Here is an 18,475-nt window from a genome sequence, read left to right as displayed (position 1 = left end):
AATATGTGGAAATCTGTTGATTCTTATGCGAGTCCGCTACCTGCTTGTCCGGTCCAACGGATTGAGAACCTCTGGACGCTTCTTGTTCCAGAGAATGGGTGTGCGCATGAGAACATGCACAAGCGCCTTGCCATTAAAAGGCAGCAGCGGCCAAAGATAAGGGGTTTCCAGCGATCGGGTCCTCGCCAGCATTACAAACCAGAGAACAAGACCCGAGACCAAGCCAAGCAGTCCGAAACCGAACAGGCTAAAGACAGAGGTAATCACCAGCAGCCCCAGTCGCACCAGACGGTTGGCAAGAGCAAACTCATAACTTGGGGTCGCGTAATTTCCTACCGCTGCAATCGCGATGTAGAGGACCACTTCTTTGATGAAGAAACCCACATCCACTGCAATCTCGCCCAAAATGACAGCTGCCACAAGTCCCATGGCGGTGGCAACAGGTGACGGAGTATGGATGGCCGCCATTCTAAGCACGTCGATGCCAAGTTCCGCAATCAGCAGCTGCCAAAACAGATGAAACCTCCCCAAATTTTCCGGGATTACAAACCCAAAAGCTTCCGGTACAAGGCCCGGGCTCAGGACAAACGCCAGCCAAAGCGGCGGCACGACAATGGAACCAAGAATGGCCAGCAGCCGGATCCAGCGCAAATAAGCGCCCACCACCGGTTTCTGCCGGTATTCCTCCGCATGCTGAACATGGTGGAAAAATGTAGTCGGAGTAATGATGACGGAAGGGGATGTGTCCACATAGATAAGCACATGTCCTTCCAGCAGATGAACGGCGGCTACATCCGGACGCTCCGTATAGCGGATCATCGGATAAGGGTTCCAGTTCTGCTTGAACACGAGCTCTTCCACTGTCTTTTCCGCCATCGGCAGCCCGTCAATCTCAACCTTTTTTAATTCTTCCCGCAGTATGTTGACCAGATCGGGATTGGCCACATCCTTGATGTAGGCCAGACACATATCGGTCTTGGACCGGGCGCCCACGCGGATATATTCAAAACGAAGCCTCGGGTCACGGATTCGTCGCCTGGTCAGAGCCGTATTGAAAACAAACGTCTCGGTGAAACCATCCCGTGCCCCTCTTACCACCCTTTCCGTGTCAGGTTCGGCTGGCCCCCTCGCGGGATAGGTGCGGGCATCGATTACAATTGCTTCCGTTTCGCCATCTATCAAGAGCACCAGTGGACCCGAAAGCACTGCATCGACAATCTGCCCAACCTCCTTGACCGTTTCCACTTCCAGATACGCAATGTGGGTTTGCAGCAGTCGTTGAATTTCCCGCACCGACAGGGCACCCTGGTTGAGATCCGCGAGATGATCCATCAGGCGGTTCATAATATCGTCTTTCGCAAAGCCGTCAACAAAATACAAAGCAAAGGCTTTCCCGGCATACCGCAAGCGCCGGCAAATCATGTCAAAGCTTTCCTTTACCCCCAACAGACGGTTCAGATATTCCACGTTGGAGTCCAGATTGGACTCAAGGTACTGCCGTTTCTCTTCCGTTGCGATCTCAGTCGGCATGCAGATTCTCCCTTTCGTCACTGTCTCAACCATTCAGTATGGCTCGAAACAAGGAACTCCAAACGTAATGCGATTTGGCGTGACCGGTATGAACCGAGGCCGGCAAGGAAAAACTTGTACCATTCATGAATACCCAGGGAGGTTGTGGCGGTGGGATTTTACAAGCTGAAGGAAGAACCGGAGGATAACAGCAAACGAATGAAGGGAAGCCAGGAGCTTGAACTGGTGCAAGCCTGGCAGAAGGACGTACTGATAGAGGAGTTTCCGGAAGGGCCTTACGGGGCGCAGATTTTTCTCGATCAAAAAATCGGCAAGTCGACCGGGTGGGAACCGGGACAACAAGTGGTGAACAGGTTTAAGGATGAGAACCCGACCCTGAATGATTTTAAGGTTCCTACCGATCAGGAGCGGCCAGATCTGTAAAGCCGCATGCAACAAAAGTGCTTCCTTCGAATGGGGGCGGAGGAAGCACTTTTACCCGGCTCAAGTGTTTTTAAAGAAGAGCCGGTTCGGCACAATTGAAGATGGTGTGCAATGGCTTGAGAGTTCTTTTGCTAAGCCTGTTCCAGCATCCCTCCTGCCGTTTTAAGCAGAAAAAGGCCGCTTTGTTTGCATCAACCTCTCCTGGCGGTCATGATGATTCCAAGTCCCGTTACTGCCAAGAATATATGTAATATGCTTGATAATGCCCACTATGTCGTTCCTCACTGCGGAGATTGCCGTCCAATTGCCGCTGAAGTCATACGTTCCATAACCAACTTTCATTTTTCGGATGTCCTCTGGGTAAATAAATACTCCCGTACCGTTAGCGGGGTACAGGAGTATTTTTCAGGGCATCGTTCGCCTCTTTCACGAGCATTTAATCTTCCATTGTGGACAGGTCGCCTGTTGGCAGTCCCAGTTCCCACGCTTTCAGCACGCGGCGCATGATTTTGCCGGAACGGGTCTTCGGCAGTTTGTCGCGGAACTCGATTTCACGAGGTGCCGCATGAGCAGCCAGACCTTTTTTCACAAATTCCTGGATGTCCTTGATCAATTCTTCGGAAGGCTGATAGCCGTCCCGAAGTGCAATAAACGCCTTGATGATTTCCCCGCGGAGCGGATCCGGTTTGCCGATGACTCCTGCTTCCGCAACTGCAGGATGTTCCACCAGTTTGCTTTCCACTTCGAAGGGACCGACCCGTTCACCTGAGGTGTTGATCACATCGTCCACACGGCCCTGGAACCAGAAGTACCCGTCTTCGTCCTTGTAGGCGGAGTCACCTGAAATATACCAGGGCTTCAAACGGAAGTATTCCTCATATTTGGCCGGATTCTTCCAAATCTGACGCATCATCGACGGCCAGGGAGCGCGAATTGCCAAGTTCCCCATCCGGTAAGGCGGGAGCTCGTTCCCTTGATCATCGACAATAGCTGCGTAGATGCCCGGGAAGGGTTTGCCCATTGAGCCGGGTTTGATCTCCATCGACGGGTAGTTGCTGATCAACTGGCCGCCGGTTTCTGTCATCCACCAGTTGTCATGAATGCGCTTGCCGTAAACCTTCAGTCCCCAACGGACCACTTCCGCATTCAGGGGTTCACCCACCGACAGAACATGGCGAAGAGAGGACAAATCGTACTTCTTGACCAAATCGTCCCCTGCCCCCATCAGCATGCGGAAGGCGGTGGGAGCGGAATACCAAACGGTCACCCGGTATTTCTCAATAGTTTGATACCAGTCGTCCGGTGAAAAACGGCCGCCGCGGATCACCGTCGTCACCCCGTTCAGCCAAGGGGACCACATGCCGTACACCGTTCCGGTCACCCAACCGGGGTCTGCCGTACACCAGTAAACATCATCCTGCTTCAGGTCAAGCACCCACTTGCCCGTCTGCAAATGCTGGATCATGGCATTGTGGACATGCAGCACCCCTTTCGGTTTGCCTGTGGAACCCGATGTGTAGTGAAGCTGCAAACCATCCTCCCGGTCGACCCACTCAATCTCCAACTGATCGGAAGCTTCCGCCATCAGTTTCTCGAAGCTCAGTTCCCGTTCTCCCAATTCACCCTCAGATCCGACGAGGATGACATGCTTCAGGGCCGGGAGTTCCGCCAGCGGAATCCGTTCTTTCAGCTTGGGGGTCGTTACAATCGCAACCGCTTCCGCATCCTGCAAGCGGTCTTTGACAGCCGCTTCCATGAACGCTTCAAACAACGGCCCTACGATGGCGCCGATCTTGACGGCTCCCGCATAGGACATGTAGAGTTCAGGGCTCCTTGGCATGAAGATGAACACCCGGTCTCCCTTCCCGATGCCGAGAGAACGAAGCACATTCCCAAACTTGTTTGAAAGTGCTTTCATTTGGGCAAATGTATAAGATTCTTCACGGGTTGCGTCACTGAACAGCAGTGCGGTCTTGTCTCCGCGGCCTTCGTCTACATGACGGTCAATCGCTTCATAAGCCATGTTGACTTTACCGGTTGTATACCAGGTGAATTCTTTCTCTGCGTCTTCCCACTTGAACGATGCATAGGCTTCTTCGTAGTTCTGAAGATTGTTCCCGGATGTCATAACCGGAATAAGTTCTTTGGTTTCTTCTACCATCTGCTCCGCCTCCTATCCCAACCTATTGTTTGACAATTAAAATTACTGCGTATATTTTAACATAGCACTTTCCTACTCGACAATCCAAAGCGGACAAATTTTGGACAAAACTTCTTTTCACCCATTTTTCACAATCTCAATAAATTCCGTTGCAACAAGTTTTCAAGCCTTACTGTATAATAAAGCTAGCATTGGAGGTGATGGCATTGCCAGCCATGATACACAAGAAAACCTATTACTCAAAGACTTTATCCACTCCGAACGGAGTTGTTCACATAGAAGGACCGGTAAGTCCGGAAACACTCGCTTCGTTGGAATTTCACGAGGGCTTGAAAGCATTTCGCCCCGCCCCCCAGCAGCACGCCGCATTGGTGGAAATAGCCGGGCTGCCGGAGGGCCGAATTATTATCGCCCGTCACAACCAAACGGTTGTAGGTTATGTTACCTATGTCTACCCTGATCCGTTGGAGCGCTGGTCGGAAGCGAATCTGGATAACCTGTTGGAACTGGGGGCCATTGAAGTGATCTCCGCTTTCCGGCACGGCGGTGTTGCCAAGGGGTTGCTTGAGGTATCCTTCATGGACGACGCGATGAACGATTACATCGTGATCTCCACTGAGTACTACTGGCATTGGGATCTGAAAGGAACGGGTCTTTCCGTCTGGGAGTACAAAGAAGTCATGAAGAAGATCATGGGATCTGTGGGAATGGAAGTCTATGCGACAGACGATCCGGAAATTACCTGCCACCCGGCCAATATGTTAATGGGACGGATCGGCAGCCGGGTGCCCGAGGAATCCATTGAACGGTTTCATGACATTCGTTTCAAAAACAGGTATCTGTTTTAGGGAGGGATAACATGTTAGTGGAACAAGCCATGACAACGGATGTGATCTGTGTAACGCCGGAAACTCCCATCGAGGAGGCACTGGCCATCACTACCGTTAACCGGATCCGGCATCTTCCCGTCGTGAAGGACGGGGAATTGGTGGGGATCATTTCGGACAGGGATCTTCGCAACGCCATGCCGTCCTGCCTGATTGAAGAAGAATGTGAGGTTCTCAAAGACACTCCCGTCGGATCCATCATGAAAACCAACGTAACAACCGCACATCCGCTTGACTTCGTGGAAGACGCCGCCAATATCCTGTATCAAAAAAGGATCGGGTGCTTGCCGGTTGTCTCCTGCGGCAAAGTGGTGGGAATCATCACCGAACGGGACATTCTTCACACCCTGGTGGAAATGATGGGGGTTTCTTCACCTACTTCCCGGGTGGAGGTTCAGGTTCCCGACCGTCCCGGCATGCTGGCGGAAGTGGCCGATATCCTTCGTGCCCGCCAGATGAACGCGGCTAGCGTAATGGTATTCCCAAGCCCCACTCCCGGGCAGAAAACCATCGTGCTGCGTCTGAAGACCATGGATCCACGCCGTTTTATCAGCGATGTCGAAAATGCGGGTTACAAGGTCGTTCAACCACCCGCCCTCGGTTAGGTGTTGCCTATGAATAACCGGGTAGCGTTCATATACAGTGAATCGTTTTTGAATTACAAATTTGGGGAGGAGCATCCCTTCAATCCCAAGCGCCTGCAGATGACAGTGGATCTGATCAGGGAACTCCGCTTTCTGCGGGATGAACAGATTGTTCAGCCCCGGCATGCCACGCTGGAAGAGTTGTTCCGGGTACACGACCCTGATTTTGTCCATGCCGTTCAGCATGCCTCCACCCTCGCGGTCGACGCCGATCCCTCCGCCATCGGGTTTGGACTGGGGACGGAAGATACACCGATTTTTCCGAATATGCACGAAGCCACCAGTCTGATTGTCGGGGGAACGGTTCTGGCAGCCGAACTGGTGATGTCTGGAACTGTGGACCATGCCTTGAACCTGGCGGGCGGCCTGCATCATTCCCGCCGCAAGGAAGCATCCGGCTTCTGCGTGTACAATGATATCGGAGCCGCTATCGCTTACATAAAAGACCGTTACAACGCACGAGTCCTTTATCTTGACACCGACGCCCACCACGGCGACGGTGTCCAGTGGATGTTCTACGATGACCCCGATGTTCTGACCATCTCCTTTCACGAAACAGGCAAGTACCTGTATCCGGGAACAGGTGACATTGAAGAACGCGGAGATGGCAGAGGATACGGATATTCGCTCAATATTCCGCTGGAACCTTTCACAGAAGACGATTCCTTGTTGGCTAGCCTGAATTCGGTGCTGCCCCATGTTTTTCACAAATTCAAACCGGATGTGGTGATCTCACAAAACGGCTGTGATGCCCATCAATACGATCCACTGACCCACCTGTCCGCGACTACTCGCATTTATCGGGAAATTCCCAAACTGGTTCATGAACTGGCGCATGAGGTTTGTGACGGGAGATGGGTGGCTGTCGGTGGCGGAGGATACGATATCTGGCGCGTGGTCCCACGGGCCTGGACGATGTTGTGGGCGGAATTGTCAGGTCAAAAGCTGCCCGATGAAGTGCCACAGGCCTGGCTGGACAGATGGCAATCCGAAGCGCCCGTGAAGCTGCCGGGCAAGTTTCTGGATCCCATCGACCTGTTCCCGGCAATCCCGCGGCGAGCCGAAATTGAGGAAAAGAACCGGATTACGGTCAGACGGGCCATGTTGGGAACCCCTTTTCTGCTATAACAAGACCTGGGCCGATTCGGTAAACATCCTCGATTGGGGGATAACGGCACTCAGTGCCGCTAAACATCCTCCACTGCTGGAATAACGGCACCTAGTGCCGCTAATCATCCTCCACTGCTGGAATAACGGCACCTAGTGCCACTAATCATCCTCCACTGCTGGAATAACGGCACCTAGTGCCACTAATCATCCTCCACTGCTGGAATAACGGCACCTAGTGCCGATAATCACTCTCCGATGGGGAGATAACGGCACCCAGTGCCACTAATCATCCTCGGCTGAAGGGATATGAGAGTCAGGAGTGATCCTGGCTCTAGTTTTTGATCAATCATCTGTTGGTTTGTCCTGCAAATGTACATAATTTCTCCCCTTCTGGAAAAACTTTGACAGACACCCAAAAGGAAGCAAATGCAACTGGAAGGGAGAATCTCAATGTCTGCTGTCGCAATCCGGCCCTATACCACAGCCAAGATCTTCATCTACACCTCCATCGTTTGGTTGCTGCTGGGGATGATTTTGGCGTTACTGGTTGCAATCAAATCCATCCACCCGGATTTTCTGACCTATAACCGCTGGCTGCAGGAATATTTCACGTACGGACGTTTGCGGCCGCTCCACACAAATACCGTCTTGTTCGGATTTCTGAGTCCCGCCTATTTCGCCATGTGGTTCTACATTATTCCCGTATTGTGCAAAACCTCTTTATACAGCGAACGTTTGGGCGTCTTCACCGCCTGGGCCTGGAGCGCCGTGTATGCCGTCGGCATGGTCATGCTGTTCATGGGACGCCAAGTGCCGGTCGAATACTCGGAAATGCCTCTGGTCATCGACATTCCGATCATCATCCTGGTCGCTTTAATGTCTTATAATCTGATCCGCACCATCCTCAACCGGAAAGAGCGGATTTTGTATGTGACTCTCTGGTATTTTCTCGGCACTATGGTTTGGCTTCCCGGTATCTATATCGTCGGCAATATTCCAGGGGCCTATGTTTCGGGAATTGCCCAAACGTCCATCGCCTACACATGGGTGCACAATATCATCGGAATCTGGTTTACTCCGGCTGGGGTCGGCACCATCTATTACCTGATGCCAAAACTCACGGGCAACCCCCTCTATAGCCACAAATTGTCCCTGATCGGATTCTGGACGATCATTGCCTTTTACATCTGGAACGGGCCCCATCATCTGGTCAACGGCCCCATACCGCTCTGGTTGATGAAAGCAGGCATCATTCCGAGCATCTTGTTGATCATTCCGGTTTGGACTGTTCTTGCCAATGTCATTGGCACCATGAAGGGAGCATGGTATAAGGTCGCTGAAAACCTGGAGCTCAAATTCATGCTGACCGGTGCGTTGTTCTATTTCCTGTCCTGCATCCAGGGTCCCTTTCAATCCTTGATGGGTCCCAATGCGGTTCTGCATTTTACTTACTGGACCGTGGGCCATGCCCACATGCCGTTGTTTGCCGGGTTCGGCCTGGTGGCGTTTGCGGGCATCTATTATGCTCTGCCGCGGATTATTGGGCGTCAGATTTACAGCCGGGCCCTGATGAACTGGCACTACTGGCTGTCCGTGGTCGGGTTCCTGATCTTCGCTTTTGCCATGTGGTTGGCGGGCGTCCTCCAGGGATTCGGATGGATGGACGGCAATCAGGTGGGAGCCGCCTTTGTCAGGATCGTCGAATCGCTGCACATATACCTGATTGCCAGGGCAATTGGCGGCACATTCATGTTCCTTGGAGCCATCACATTCGCTTGGAACATTTATAAAACCGCTACCGCTGGCAAACAGATTCCGGTGGAAGACCCGTTGCCTGCCCTGTGACAACACTCAAACCAGCTAAAAAAGAGGTGATCGGCAATGGCGAACGATTCGGAAAAAAATATCGGAGTGTTGATGCTGGGCGCTTTTGCCCTGTTTATGATCGGTGTCCTCGGCACTTGCGTACTTCCGTTCTTTGATTCGGCCATTAACACTCCGACGGAAACGGCCAAACTGAAAAATTATCCCGCCAACTCGGGAGAAGCCCGCGGACGGGCGGTATACATCCGGGAAGGCTGCCACTGGTGCCACAGCCAGTCGGTACGTCCCGTCAAGGCAGACTCCAAGCTGGGACCCGTCTCTGTGCCGGGAGATTATTATTACGATAAAATTCCTTTGATCATGACGCAGCGAACAGGCCCTGACCTGACCTGGGTCGGCAGCCGGTACAGCCCGGAGTGGCAATACGAACATCTGAACAATCCTCAAAAATTTTACAAAGGTTCGATCATGCCCAAATACAATTACCTGTCGGAACAGGACAAGAGGGATCTTGTCGCCTATTTGATGAGTTTAAAGCCCGCCCCGAAAACAAGTGCCGGTGCGGCGGCAGGCAGATAGGAGGATTTTATGACGCTTCAGGCTTGGTTATTGCTGGCAGTAATGTTCTCATTGACCGGCAGCAGCGCTCTTCTCTATTACTGGGCCAAACGGGCAGGTCAGTTTGACGATGTCGAAAGCGCCAAATACCGTATGCTGCAAGATGAGAATCAGGAGGGGTAATGATGGTGCAGGAACAAAACCGTACCCCGAAAGACCGTGAACATATTGAGCCTCATGACGACCTTGGATACGAAACGGTTTCCGGCATCAAGATGGGCCATGCCAAAGTTCCGAAATTCCTGAAAGCCACCTATATCATTTTAGCCGGTTGGGCGGTGTATTACGGAATTACCGCGACAACAGTCAATGACAGGACGGATGCTGTCGGTCCCATAGAAGTAACGGCGGAAGCCGGCAAAGAGATCTTTAATGCCAGCTGCGCAGGATGCCATGCCATCACCAATCAGAGGCTGGTGGGACCAGGATTGGCAGGAGTTTACGAGCGTCTCGGCGACGAGGAATTGAACAATGTCCTGCATAATGGCCGTCCGCAGCGGGGCATGCCCGCCCTTCCCTCTCTAAACCTGAGCGAGGATCAGATCAAGGCTGTAAGACTCTATCTGATAACATTAAAGTGAGGTGACCGCCTTTGAAACACGTGATCGGATCGTTTGAAAAGAGGGAAACCGCCGAACGGGTGATTGAGACGTTAACCCGGCACATTCCCCGTGATCGCATATCGATGATCACCCGCAAGGAGGATATTCCCGAACAGGACGCACCGCCCAAAACGGATCTTCCAATTGACGGCGGATTACTCGGTGCGGCAGTAGGGGGAGCCATCGGCTTGGCCTTTGTGGCAGGGTCTGCTGCCTTGCCTGGGGGAACACCCTTAATGGCAGGCTGGGGCCCCTTGTTCGGGGTGCTGTATGGAGGTATGTCCGGCGGGGTCCTGGGAGGACTGATTGACATTGGAATCAACCCCACATCTGCCAGAACGCTTACGGATGATGTGGAATCGGGAAAAACCCTTGTATCTGCCGAAGTGGAGAATTTCGAAATGGAAGAAGTAAAAAAAATATTGAATGAGTTTGGAGCCGATCACATCGCGGTTCCGGATTCATTATAAAGTACCCCTTACATGTTTAAAAGCTTAATCTTATGCGTGAAATTTAACTTTTTCCCCTGTCAATTTGACAAGGGGTTTTTTTTAGGATATCTTGTAAAAAGTGTCTTGGGGTATCCGCCCGCCTCAGACACTGCATCACGCGGAAGATTATGATTTTTTCGCTTTCTGGGGGGGGGAAGCGAAGAAAATCACATGTTCCGGCGCAGGTTTGCTGGAAGATGCATGAAAGGGGAATTCAATGAGGAAACACACTGCTGCAATGACGCTCGTCGCGACAGTGGCGATCGCCTTGATCGCCGGCGGCGTCATTATGTCTCTCCCGTGGAAAGAGACAGCTACTGCCAATGTAGTAGCAGCCAGTGCAGAAACGGAATCTGTGCAGCAAGAAACCTCCCCGTCTGAGGGAGACCATAAAGAACAGGAAATGCATTCTGCGGGAGTGTTGGCTTCCCGAAGCGGACAACCTTTGAAACAGAATGCCAGCCAGCCAAAGCTTCCCTATTCGGAGGAAGATTTGTACTGGATGGCCAGGGTTATTTCTTCGGAAGCCAGGGGAGAGAGTCTGGAAGGCCAGATCGCAGTCGGCGCGGTTATCATGAACCGGCTGAAGCATCCGGGCTTTCCAAAAACCATCAAAGGCATCATTTTTTCGGACGGACAGTTTGATCCGGCTCGAAACGGGTCCATCTACAATGAACCTGTTCCGTCCGCCGTTGAGGCGGCAAAACGGGCACTGCAAGGAGAAAATCCGGTACCGGGCGCACTCTATTTCTACAATCCGACGATCGCAACCGACCAATGGATTCGTAAACTCCGCGTGATAAAACGGATCGACAACCATGTTTTTGCCGCCAAATGAAAGGTGGACCGGAAGGTTCCACCCCAGACTGTTGAGAAACTTCTCAGCAGTCTTTTTTCTGATAATCCCCTGTAGCACCAGACTTTTACCCGTGGTCATAACTAGGACTATCCATAAATAGGCCTAATTTTCAGGCCTATTCCCCTGGCCTTGTATGACCCTTGAAAATAGAACTGTTTATCAGTCCTAAATCGGATTGTTTGTTTGCGGACCATGTGAATAACCGGAATAGGACTGGAAATTAGTCCTATAACCAAGGATCCGATAAAAATGCAATTATTGGACTGACAATCAGTCTTATCCGTAAAAAGCAACAATCGATTCCCGTAATGAATAATTATTTCTCTTGGACATCAACTATAATGCTGCCAAACAATTTATCTTCAATGTAAACATCCAATTTCCAAATTCCTTTTGAAGGTAAAATCAAATATCCTACAGATTCCGCATAATGATGCGGAGGCTTTACTATTTCTTCGTTCGGGACACTAATCGAACTTTCAAAAGCTGTAACGGTTTTCCCGTTCCCTTTGCTTGTCCCTATCACTTTCACCTGTTTTGTGAATAATTGTTCCGTTTTTTCAGGTGTCCCTCCCCAAAAATGAAATAATTGTTTATTCTGTTGCCCCTGCAATAACTGGAGCGTCAACAATAGCCGCCTTGCCGTTTTCCCCCCGCAAACCTTAAGGTACATCTTTTCCATCAGGACCCGTTTGGAAATCGTAAGCGCAGGACTTACTTGCCACGAAGTAACAACTCTAAGTCCAAGATAAAAAAGGCTTTTACATCGTGATCTGCACAATGTAAAAGCCTTAATTATCTGTAGAAATGCTTACTAACAGTTTATTCTAAAGGTACTTTTCGTGCCGCCAATCCGTAATAATATCCGCCGAAAAAGATAATATGTTTGCCGATCCACCCGGGAATCCATGCGGCAATCAAGTACATGCCTCCGGCAATTGCGAACAGGAATGCCAGAAGGTAATACATCTTCCTGTTTTTAAGAAACTCTTCCCGATCCTGGCGAACCAGCATCCGCTTCTGCACGAGGCTGCCGATGGAAATCCCCAGCGCCATCAGTACAAAGAAGTAGGCGATTTCCAGCGTGTAATGGTACAGGATATAGCGTCCTGCCTGATCGACCAGGACCGCAATCAATTGCTGTGCCGCAAGTATGCCAATTGCCGTAACAGCAAGCAGCCAGTGATGCCATCTCATGTCTGTTACTTGACAGGGACCGGTTCCTGCTTGGGCAGGTATCCGCTTGCCTTGAGACCTTCCATCCATTGGGCAAATTGCGGAAGATTCAACTGCTGCTTCGCATCGGACAGGGCCACACTCGGTTCCGGATGAACTTCCACAATCAATCCGTCAGCGCCCACCGCCAAAGCCGCTTTGGCGATCGGCAGCAGGATATCCTTGCGCCCTGTGGAGTGGGTAATGTCCACAATGACAGGCAAGTGGCTTTCCTGTTTCAGGATGGGTACCGCCGAAATGTCAAGGGTGTTGCGGGTCGCTTTCTCATAGGTGCGTATTCCGCGTTCGCACAGAATAACCTCGGTATTCCCACGGGATACAATGTACTCTGCCGCAAACAGCAGCTCTTCGATGGTTGCGGACATGCCGCGCTTCAACAAGACAGGCTTACGGACATTTCCCGCCTCTTTCAGCAGCTCAAAGTTCTGCATGTTCCGGGCACCGATCTGAATCACATCCACATACTCCAGAGACATTTCAATATCCGAAGGCGACACAATCTCGGAGACCACGGCCATGCCGTATTTGTCGGCAGTTTTCCGAATCAGTTCAAGGCCTTTTTTGCCAAGCCCCTGGAAGTCATAGGGAGATGTGCGGGGTTTGTAGGCACCTCCGCGAAGAAGCAGGATGCCATGCTGCTGCAGACCTGCCCCCACCGCATCCATCTGCTCCGGCGTCTCCACCGAACAGGGCCCTGCAATGATGACCGGCTGTCCCCCGCCAATTCTTACTCCATTGACCTCGATAACCGTATCTTCTGTCCGCTTCTTGCGGGATACGAGCAATTCTTTCTTCTCCTCTTCCATTAAGCCGAGAGAAGCCTGGAAAATTTGCTTGAACAGGTGGCGTACAGTACTGTCATCGAACGGTCCAGGGTTGGCAGCCACCAGTCTGTCGAGCATTTCTTTCTCCCGAATCGGGTCAAACCGTTCGGTTCCTTTCCGCTTTTTCAGATCCCCGATTTCCTGAACAAGCTCCGCCCGGCGGGACAACAGTTCAAGAATCTCAAGATTGATCTCATCCAGCTGGGCACGAATTTCTTCCAATCTTTCTCTTGTCATCCGGTTTCTCCTCCTCTATGGTTCGTTACAGTAGGAACCTGCCGTCTCATCTCGACTGAACTGATTTGCAATAGTCTCTTAGACTTTTGCAGACAACTCGCTTACTGATTCTTTAAGCGCTGCCAGGAAGCGTTCGTTTTCTTCCGGCAGTCCGATGGATACACGGATCCAGGTCGGAAGTCCGAAGAAGCCGCCGTCCCGGATGATGACCCCTTTTTTCAAAAGGGATTGAAACAATTCTTTCGAATTGACTCCGGTATCAACCAGAATAAAGTTGGTTTCCGTCGGGATGTAACGCAATCCCAAACTAGAAAATCCTTTATAGAGTGCCTGTTTGCCTTCGGAATTGACCCGTCGGCTCAAAGCGATATGTTCTTCATCATGAAGTGCCGCGATTGCGGCCACCTGCGCCAGATGGTTGACGTTGAATGGTTCTCGCACACGGTTTACAAAGCTTACAATCTCGGACTTCGCGATGGTGTAGCCCACGCGCAGGGAGGCCAAAGCATAGAGTTTGGAGAAAGTGCGCATCACTGCCACATTGTAACCTTGTTTCAAGAACTCAAGACCCTGGGCATAATCAGGTGCTTCCACATACTCGTTATAAGCCTCGTCAATCACAACCAGAATATCGGAAGGGATTTTCTCGAGAAACTTTTCCAGGTCGGAGTGACGGATATAGGTTCCGGTTGGATTGTTGGGTGAGCACAGAAACACAATGCGCGTATGTTCAGTGATCGCTTCCGCGAAATCATCCAGGTTGTACTCAAATCCTTCCCGCAGCGGCACTTCCACCGTCTTGCCCGCCATCACCGTGGAGGCAAACTTGTACTCGGAGAAGGAAGGGCTTGGCACGACGATCTCTTCTCCCGGTTCCACAAATGTGGCGCACAAGAAGGAAATCACTTCATCAGACCCGTTTCCGATCAGAAACATGTCCTCCGATACACCGAGGTGCTTGGCCAGTTCACTCTTAAGCACCACCTGGCCCCCATCCGGATAACGATGCAGATCTGTCAAGGCTGCCTGAATTGCCGCTTGTGCCTTCGGGGAAGGACCGACGGGATTCTCGTTGGACGCCAGCTTGATAACATCGTCAAGTCCAAGCTCTCTTTGCACATCGGCAATCGGTTTTCCGGGAATATACGGCTTCAGATCATGCAAGGAAGCACGTACGTGTTTCACGATAGAATTAGACATTATCCCACACTCCCGATCTCCGATAGTTTTTGGTATATTGAACGTATCGTATCACAAATCCGGGTTTTCAGACAATCGCCTTTTTGTAAAACAGGCTGTCACCCATTGGCTACATACAGGAGGGTTTCATGCTTCAAATCAGAGATTTTGCATCAGCCGCAAAAGCGCTGGACAGCGTCATTCACAGGACTCCCCTTGAATATTCCACCACGTTCAGCCGCATGACGGACAACGACATTTACCTGAAATTGGAGAATCTCCAAAAAACCGGCTCCTTCAAGATCCGTGGAGCCTACAATAAAATTGCCACTCTCACACCGGAAGAGCGCCAGCGTGGAGTGATTGCGGCGTCCGCCGGGAACCATGCCCAGGGTGTTGCCTATGCAGCCAATAGCTATGGAATTCCCTGCACGATCGTCATGCCGGAGGGAGCCCCGCTTACCAAAGTGGAAGCCACGGCCAGCTACGGGGCGAAGATTGTACTGCATGGGGCCAACTATGATGCGGCTTACCAGTACGCACAGCAGCTGCAGGAAGCCAACGGGATGACCTTTGTCCATGCCTTTGACGACCCTGCTGTTGTAGCGGGCCAAGGGACGATTGCTCTGGAAATGCTGGAACAACTGCCGGATGTCGATGTGATTGTCACCCCCATCGGAGGTGGCGGGCTTGCCGCAGGCGTTGCATTGGCGGCCAAACTTCTCAAGCCTGACATTCATCTCATTGGCGTGGAGGCATCCGGTGCAGCCAGCATGTTCGCGTCCCTGAGAGCGGGACAGGTGCAAACTTTGGATTACGCGGAGACGATTGCGGACGGGATCCTGGTCAAACGACCGGGTGAATTGACATTTGATCTGGTCCGGCAGTATGTGGACGATGTGATCATGGTGGATGACGATAAGATCACGAAAGCCATGCTCTTATTAATGGAAAGAAGCAAACTTGTCGTCGAAGGGTCGGGCGCAGTAGGATTGGCCGCCTTTCTCGACAGACAGGTTTCAATTAGAGGTAAGAAAGTGGCAATCATCCTGTCCGGGGGCAATGTGGATGTAAACCTGCTTTCCAAGATTATCGAACGCGGTTTGGTCGAAGCGGGGCGTTACCTGCGGCTTGTGACCACCGTTCCTGACCGCCCGGGTGTGCTGCTGACAATGGCCAAAATTTTTGCCGAGGAAAAATCCAACGTTATCTCGATCCACCACCACCGTATGGGTGAGCGAATCATACTCGGCCAGGCCGAAGTGGAAGTCAATCTGGAAACAAGGGATCGCAAACATATCGAACGAATACTTAATAGACTGAGTGACGCGGGATTCACCTACACCATCAGATGATCCTTCAAAGGACAAGACTTGCGGATTTGTAAACACCGGATGCTTGCGGGAAACCCGGCAAGACAGTGTCTGCCGGCACCCAAGACTGGGGAGGAGAAAGCAGAATGGCGGGCAGTGAAGACCTGATATTTGCGCTGGATATTGGAACCCGTTCTGTGGTTGGGCTTGTGGCACGTTACGGTGACAACGGCCTTGAGATCGTGGCTGCGGAACAGATGGAACATGCAAACCGCGCCATGCTGGACGGGCAGATTCACGATGTGGTACAGGTGGCGGCTCTTATTTCAAAGATAAAAGACAAACTGGAACAATCCGTCGGACCGCTCCACAGGGTAGCAGTTGCTGCTGCCGGACGCGCTCTGAAAACAGTCCGTTCAAGAGTCGAAAGGGAGACAAACGGGGAACGGCTAAGTCAGGATGACGTACTGGCGTTGGAGTTGTCAGCCGTGCAGAAGGCGGAGCGGGAACTGCAATCGACAATGCCCGATGCCGCCAGATACCATTGTGTCGGTTATACAGTGATGCATTATATGCTCGACGACTCCCCCATCGGCTCCCTGATCGACCAGTTGGGTCTTGTGGCAAGCGTCGAGATTATTGCCACATTTCTTCCGAGGATTGTCATTGATTCCCTGCAGTTTGCCCTGCAGCGGGCAGATCTCGAAATGGCTGCCCTGACGCTGGAACCGATCGCTGCCATCAACGCACTGATTCCCCCGTCGATGCGAAAATTAAACCTGGTGCTGGTGGATATTGGCGCGGGAACGTCCGACATCGCCATTACTTCGGAAGGTACGGTCACTGCCTACGGAATGGTGCCGGTGGCAGGCGATGAAATTACAGAAGCTCTGTCACATAAATATCTTCTGGATTTTCCGGTGGCGGAAATGGTTAAGCGGGGATTGCTAAGCAATGAGACCATTTCCTTTGCCGATGTGCTGGGTATTACCCACGAGCTCCCTTCACGAGACGTACTGGCAACCATCAACCCGGAAGTAACCGACCTGGCCAAACGGATTGCCGAAGAGATCCTGTCGTTGAACGGCAAGTGCCCACAAGCGGTCATGTTGGTGGGGGGCGGTTCCCAGACTCCGCTTCTGCCGGAACGTCTTGCCGATATACTCGGACTGCCGAAAGAAAGGGTTGTCATTCGGGGAGCCGACGCCATCGGAAAACTGCAGGCCCAACATGAGCAATTGTCAGGACCCGATGCGGTCACACCTATTGGCATCGCTTTGGCTGCCATCCACACGCCTGTTTCGTCCGTGTCCATTAGGGTGAACGGACAGGCCATCCGATTGTTCGAGTTCAGGCAGGTCACCATCGGAGATGCTTTGCTTGCCGCGGACATCGACATTCGCAAGCTGCATGGAAGGCCCGGCATGGCCTTGACTGTTGAAGTGCACGGACTGGTCAAGACCTTGAAAGGAACAATGGGAACTCCAGCCACTCTTCTCCTCAATAAACAGCCTGCCCATTTGGGCGATGTAATTCAACATGGGGATGAAATCGAAATCATAGAGGGACAACCGGGTGAGGATGCACAAGGCACTGTGGCGGATGTTCTTCCCGACTGCAAACCTTTCTCCATATTCGTAAACGGTCAGGAGCGATATGTCCACCCTGTCATTCGAATGAACGGGGAACTCGCTTCTCTCGCCACCCCGCTTGTGGATCGTGCTCAAATCACAATGCATATCCCGGAAGCCCTGATTGACATATTGCCTGCAATGGGTTATACGCCGGAGATCTTCCGTGATCACACTGTCATGGCAACAGTGAACGGCGAAGCCCGCTCCATCAGACAGGAAGGAGCCAAGGTACTGGTAAACGGCAACCCCGTTCCCCTGCATGCCGCTATCAAGTCCGGGGATCGGATTGACGTTGTGACGGAAGATCGCATGGCCCCAACTGTTCGCGATTTCCTGAAGGAAGAGGAATGGGAGCGGCACAGCTTGCAGGTGATGGTAAACGGCAACCGGGTTCAGTTGTTCGGGCCGGTTCCGGCACTGGAACTCAACGGGGAGCCTGTTGCTGTCGATTCCCCTGTACCCGAATTCGCTTCGATAACAGTCAAGCGAGAACCCTGGATGCCCGTGTTCTCACAGATCTTCAACTATGTACACATTGACCGGGAACGTCCGTCCAATGCCATCAATCTGCGAATGGAACATAATGGCGAGAAAGCGGACTTCTCCACCCCCCTGAGAGACGGGGATGTAATCGTGATCGAGTGGGAATTGAGAGATTCTTCGGAAGTGGGTTGATCTGTCTTACAACACCTGTTGTAAAGCCAGTTTCAGTATGTTCGTGGCGGCAGTGGTATCGCGATTTATATTGGTAATGGGGTGAATTCAATCCTCGCTCGGTTTTTTGGTATTTTAGAAAAATGAGTTTTTTTAAAGGAGCTATTCCTGTAATGAATTAAAACGCAGTTTGCAAAAAGAAAAGCGCCTCCTGTATGCTGGGTCTCGAATGCGAACACAATCACTGCC

Annotated in this window: 18 protein-coding genes; 12 read left to right on the top strand and 6 right to left on the bottom strand. The window is 51.7% G+C overall.

Annotated elements, in window-relative coordinates; genetic code table 11:
• Positions 1-36: 36 nt before the first annotated feature.
• Positions 37-1,530 carry a spore germination protein gene (locus EFBL_RS14555; RefSeq protein ID WP_096182817.1) on the bottom strand — a complete coding sequence of 498 codons (1,494 nt, stop codon included), beginning with the start codon at positions 1,528-1,530 and terminating at the stop codon, positions 37-39.
• Between the two features lie 150 nt (positions 1,531-1,680).
• Between EFBL_RS14555 and EFBL_RS14550 the strand changes: the two genes are divergently transcribed.
• On the top strand, positions 1,681-1,953 hold the full coding sequence (locus EFBL_RS14550) for a hypothetical protein (protein ID WP_096182816.1): 273 nt from the start codon (positions 1,681-1,683) through the stop codon (positions 1,951-1,953).
• A gap of 436 nt (positions 1,954-2,389) precedes the next feature.
• On the opposite strand, the gene acsA is transcribed toward EFBL_RS14550, so the two are convergent.
• Positions 2,390-4,114 carry an acetate--CoA ligase gene (gene acsA / locus EFBL_RS14540; protein WP_096182814.1) on the bottom strand — a complete coding sequence of 575 codons (1,725 nt, stop codon included), beginning with the start codon at positions 4,112-4,114 and terminating at the stop codon, positions 2,390-2,392.
• A gap of 215 nt (positions 4,115-4,329) precedes the next feature.
• Between acsA and EFBL_RS14535 the strand changes: the two genes are divergently transcribed.
• The 9 genes from EFBL_RS14535 to EFBL_RS14495 all read left to right on the top strand — a co-directional run bounded on the left by EFBL_RS14535 (position 4,330) and on the right by EFBL_RS14495 (position 11,128).
• Positions 4,330-4,962 carry a GNAT family N-acetyltransferase gene (locus EFBL_RS14535; RefSeq protein WP_096182856.1) on the top strand — a complete coding sequence of 211 codons (633 nt, stop codon included), beginning with the start codon at positions 4,330-4,332 and terminating at the stop codon, positions 4,960-4,962.
• Positions 4,963-4,973: 11 nt separating this feature from the next.
• A complete protein-coding gene (locus tag EFBL_RS14530; RefSeq protein WP_096182813.1) occupies positions 4,974-5,606 on the top strand; it encodes an acetoin utilization AcuB family protein in 633 nt (210 codons plus the stop codon).
• Positions 5,607-5,615: 9 nt separating this feature from the next.
• Positions 5,616-6,773 carry an acetoin utilization protein AcuC gene (locus EFBL_RS14525; protein ID WP_096182812.1) on the top strand — a complete coding sequence of 386 codons (1,158 nt, stop codon included), beginning with the start codon at positions 5,616-5,618 and terminating at the stop codon, positions 6,771-6,773.
• Between the two features lie 432 nt (positions 6,774-7,205).
• Positions 7,206-8,600, top strand: coding sequence for a cbb3-type cytochrome c oxidase subunit I (locus EFBL_RS14520; protein WP_165912723.1), 1,395 nt, complete (start codon positions 7,206-7,208; stop codon positions 8,598-8,600).
• 36 nt (positions 8,601-8,636) lie between these two features.
• Complete coding sequence (locus EFBL_RS14515; protein WP_096182810.1) at positions 8,637-9,158, top strand: cbb3-type cytochrome c oxidase subunit II; 522 nt, start codon at positions 8,637-8,639, stop codon at positions 9,156-9,158.
• A 9-nt stretch (positions 9,159-9,167) separates the two neighbouring features.
• A complete protein-coding gene (gene ccoS, locus EFBL_RS14510) occupies positions 9,168-9,320 on the top strand; it encodes a cbb3-type cytochrome oxidase assembly protein CcoS (RefSeq protein WP_096182809.1) in 153 nt (50 codons plus the stop codon).
• A 2-nt stretch (positions 9,321-9,322) separates the two neighbouring features.
• A complete protein-coding gene (locus EFBL_RS14505; RefSeq protein ID WP_216640728.1) occupies positions 9,323-9,778 on the top strand; it encodes a c-type cytochrome in 456 nt (151 codons plus the stop codon).
• Between the two features lie 11 nt (positions 9,779-9,789).
• Positions 9,790-10,269, top strand: a complete 480-nt coding sequence (locus EFBL_RS14500) for a DUF1269 domain-containing protein (protein WP_096182807.1) — start codon at positions 9,790-9,792, stop codon at positions 10,267-10,269.
• Between the two features lie 238 nt (positions 10,270-10,507).
• Complete coding sequence (locus tag EFBL_RS14495; protein WP_096182806.1) at positions 10,508-11,128, top strand: cell wall hydrolase; 621 nt, start codon at positions 10,508-10,510, stop codon at positions 11,126-11,128.
• Between the two features lie 337 nt (positions 11,129-11,465).
• Here EFBL_RS14495 and EFBL_RS14490 read toward each other — a convergent pair whose 3' ends face one another.
• The 4 genes from EFBL_RS14490 to hisC form a co-directional block, all read right to left on the bottom strand.
• Complete coding sequence (locus EFBL_RS14490) at positions 11,466-11,930, bottom strand: DUF4871 domain-containing protein (RefSeq protein WP_501161718.1); 465 nt, start codon at positions 11,928-11,930, stop codon at positions 11,466-11,468.
• A gap of 41 nt (positions 11,931-11,971) precedes the next feature.
• A complete protein-coding gene (locus EFBL_RS14485) occupies positions 11,972-12,346 on the bottom strand; it encodes a hypothetical protein (RefSeq protein WP_096182804.1) in 375 nt (124 codons plus the stop codon).
• Positions 12,347-12,351: 5 nt separating this feature from the next.
• Positions 12,352-13,446 (bottom strand): bifunctional 3-deoxy-7-phosphoheptulonate synthase/chorismate mutase, encoded by a 1,095-nt coding sequence (locus EFBL_RS14480; RefSeq protein ID WP_096182803.1) that lies wholly within the window; start codon positions 13,444-13,446, stop codon positions 12,352-12,354.
• Between the two features lie 78 nt (positions 13,447-13,524).
• Positions 13,525-14,646, bottom strand: a complete 1,122-nt coding sequence (gene hisC, locus EFBL_RS14475) for a histidinol-phosphate transaminase (protein WP_096182802.1) — start codon at positions 14,644-14,646, stop codon at positions 13,525-13,527.
• Positions 14,647-14,774: 128 nt separating this feature from the next.
• On the opposite strand from hisC, the gene ilvA reads away from it, so the two are divergent.
• Both ilvA and EFBL_RS14465 read left to right on the top strand, forming a co-directional pair.
• A complete protein-coding gene (ilvA, locus tag EFBL_RS14470; RefSeq protein ID WP_096182801.1) occupies positions 14,775-15,980 on the top strand; it encodes a threonine ammonia-lyase in 1,206 nt (401 codons plus the stop codon).
• 104 nt (positions 15,981-16,084) lie between these two features.
• Positions 16,085-18,247: a cell division FtsA domain-containing protein gene (locus EFBL_RS14465; protein WP_096182800.1), complete on the top strand. Its 2,163-nt coding sequence runs from the start codon at positions 16,085-16,087 to the stop codon at positions 18,245-18,247.
• Positions 18,248-18,475: the final 228 nt, after the last annotated feature.

It is taken from the genome of Effusibacillus lacus, from assembly GCF_002335525.1.
Taxonomy (GTDB): Bacteria; Bacillota; Bacilli; order Tumebacillales; family Effusibacillaceae; genus Effusibacillus; species Effusibacillus lacus.
The sequence above is the reverse complement of the archived record's forward strand: the minus strand, read 5'-3'. Positions and strand labels throughout refer to the sequence as shown.

Bases quoted from the DNA above. Each gene is read 5' to 3' on its own strand.
- EFBL_RS14530 (WP_096182813.1), top strand. From the start codon at position 4,974: ATGTTAGTGGAACAAGCCATGACAACGGATGTGATCTGTGTAACGCCG.
- EFBL_RS14485 (WP_096182804.1), bottom strand. From the start codon at position 12,346: ATGAGATGGCATCACTGGCTGCTTGCTGTTACGGCAATTGGCATACTT.
- ilvA (WP_096182801.1), top strand. From the start codon at position 14,775: ATGCTTCAAATCAGAGATTTTGCATCAGCCGCAAAAGCGCTGGACAGC.
- ccoS (WP_096182809.1), top strand. From the start codon at position 9,168: ATGACGCTTCAGGCTTGGTTATTGCTGGCAGTAATGTTCTCATTGACC.
- EFBL_RS14495 (WP_096182806.1), top strand. From the start codon at position 10,508: ATGAGGAAACACACTGCTGCAATGACGCTCGTCGCGACAGTGGCGATC.
- EFBL_RS14465 (WP_096182800.1), top strand. From the start codon at position 16,085: ATGGCGGGCAGTGAAGACCTGATATTTGCGCTGGATATTGGAACCCGT.
- EFBL_RS14480 (WP_096182803.1), bottom strand. From the start codon at position 13,446: ATGACAAGAGAAAGATTGGAAGAAATTCGTGCCCAGCTGGATGAGATC.
- EFBL_RS14505 (WP_216640728.1), top strand. From the start codon at position 9,323: ATGGTGCAGGAACAAAACCGTACCCCGAAAGACCGTGAACATATTGAG.
- acsA (WP_096182814.1), bottom strand. From the start codon at position 4,114: ATGGTAGAAGAAACCAAAGAACTTATTCCGGTTATGACATCCGGGAAC.
- hisC (WP_096182802.1), bottom strand. From the start codon at position 14,646: ATGTCTAATTCTATCGTGAAACACGTACGTGCTTCCTTGCATGATCTG.
- EFBL_RS14515 (WP_096182810.1), top strand. From the start codon at position 8,637: ATGGCGAACGATTCGGAAAAAAATATCGGAGTGTTGATGCTGGGCGCT.
- EFBL_RS14555 (WP_096182817.1), bottom strand. From the start codon at position 1,530: ATGCCGACTGAGATCGCAACGGAAGAGAAACGGCAGTACCTTGAGTCC.
- EFBL_RS14535 (WP_096182856.1), top strand. From the start codon at position 4,330: ATGATACACAAGAAAACCTATTACTCAAAGACTTTATCCACTCCGAAC.
- EFBL_RS14525 (WP_096182812.1), top strand. From the start codon at position 5,616: ATGAATAACCGGGTAGCGTTCATATACAGTGAATCGTTTTTGAATTAC.
- EFBL_RS14520 (WP_165912723.1), top strand. From the start codon at position 7,206: ATGTCTGCTGTCGCAATCCGGCCCTATACCACAGCCAAGATCTTCATC.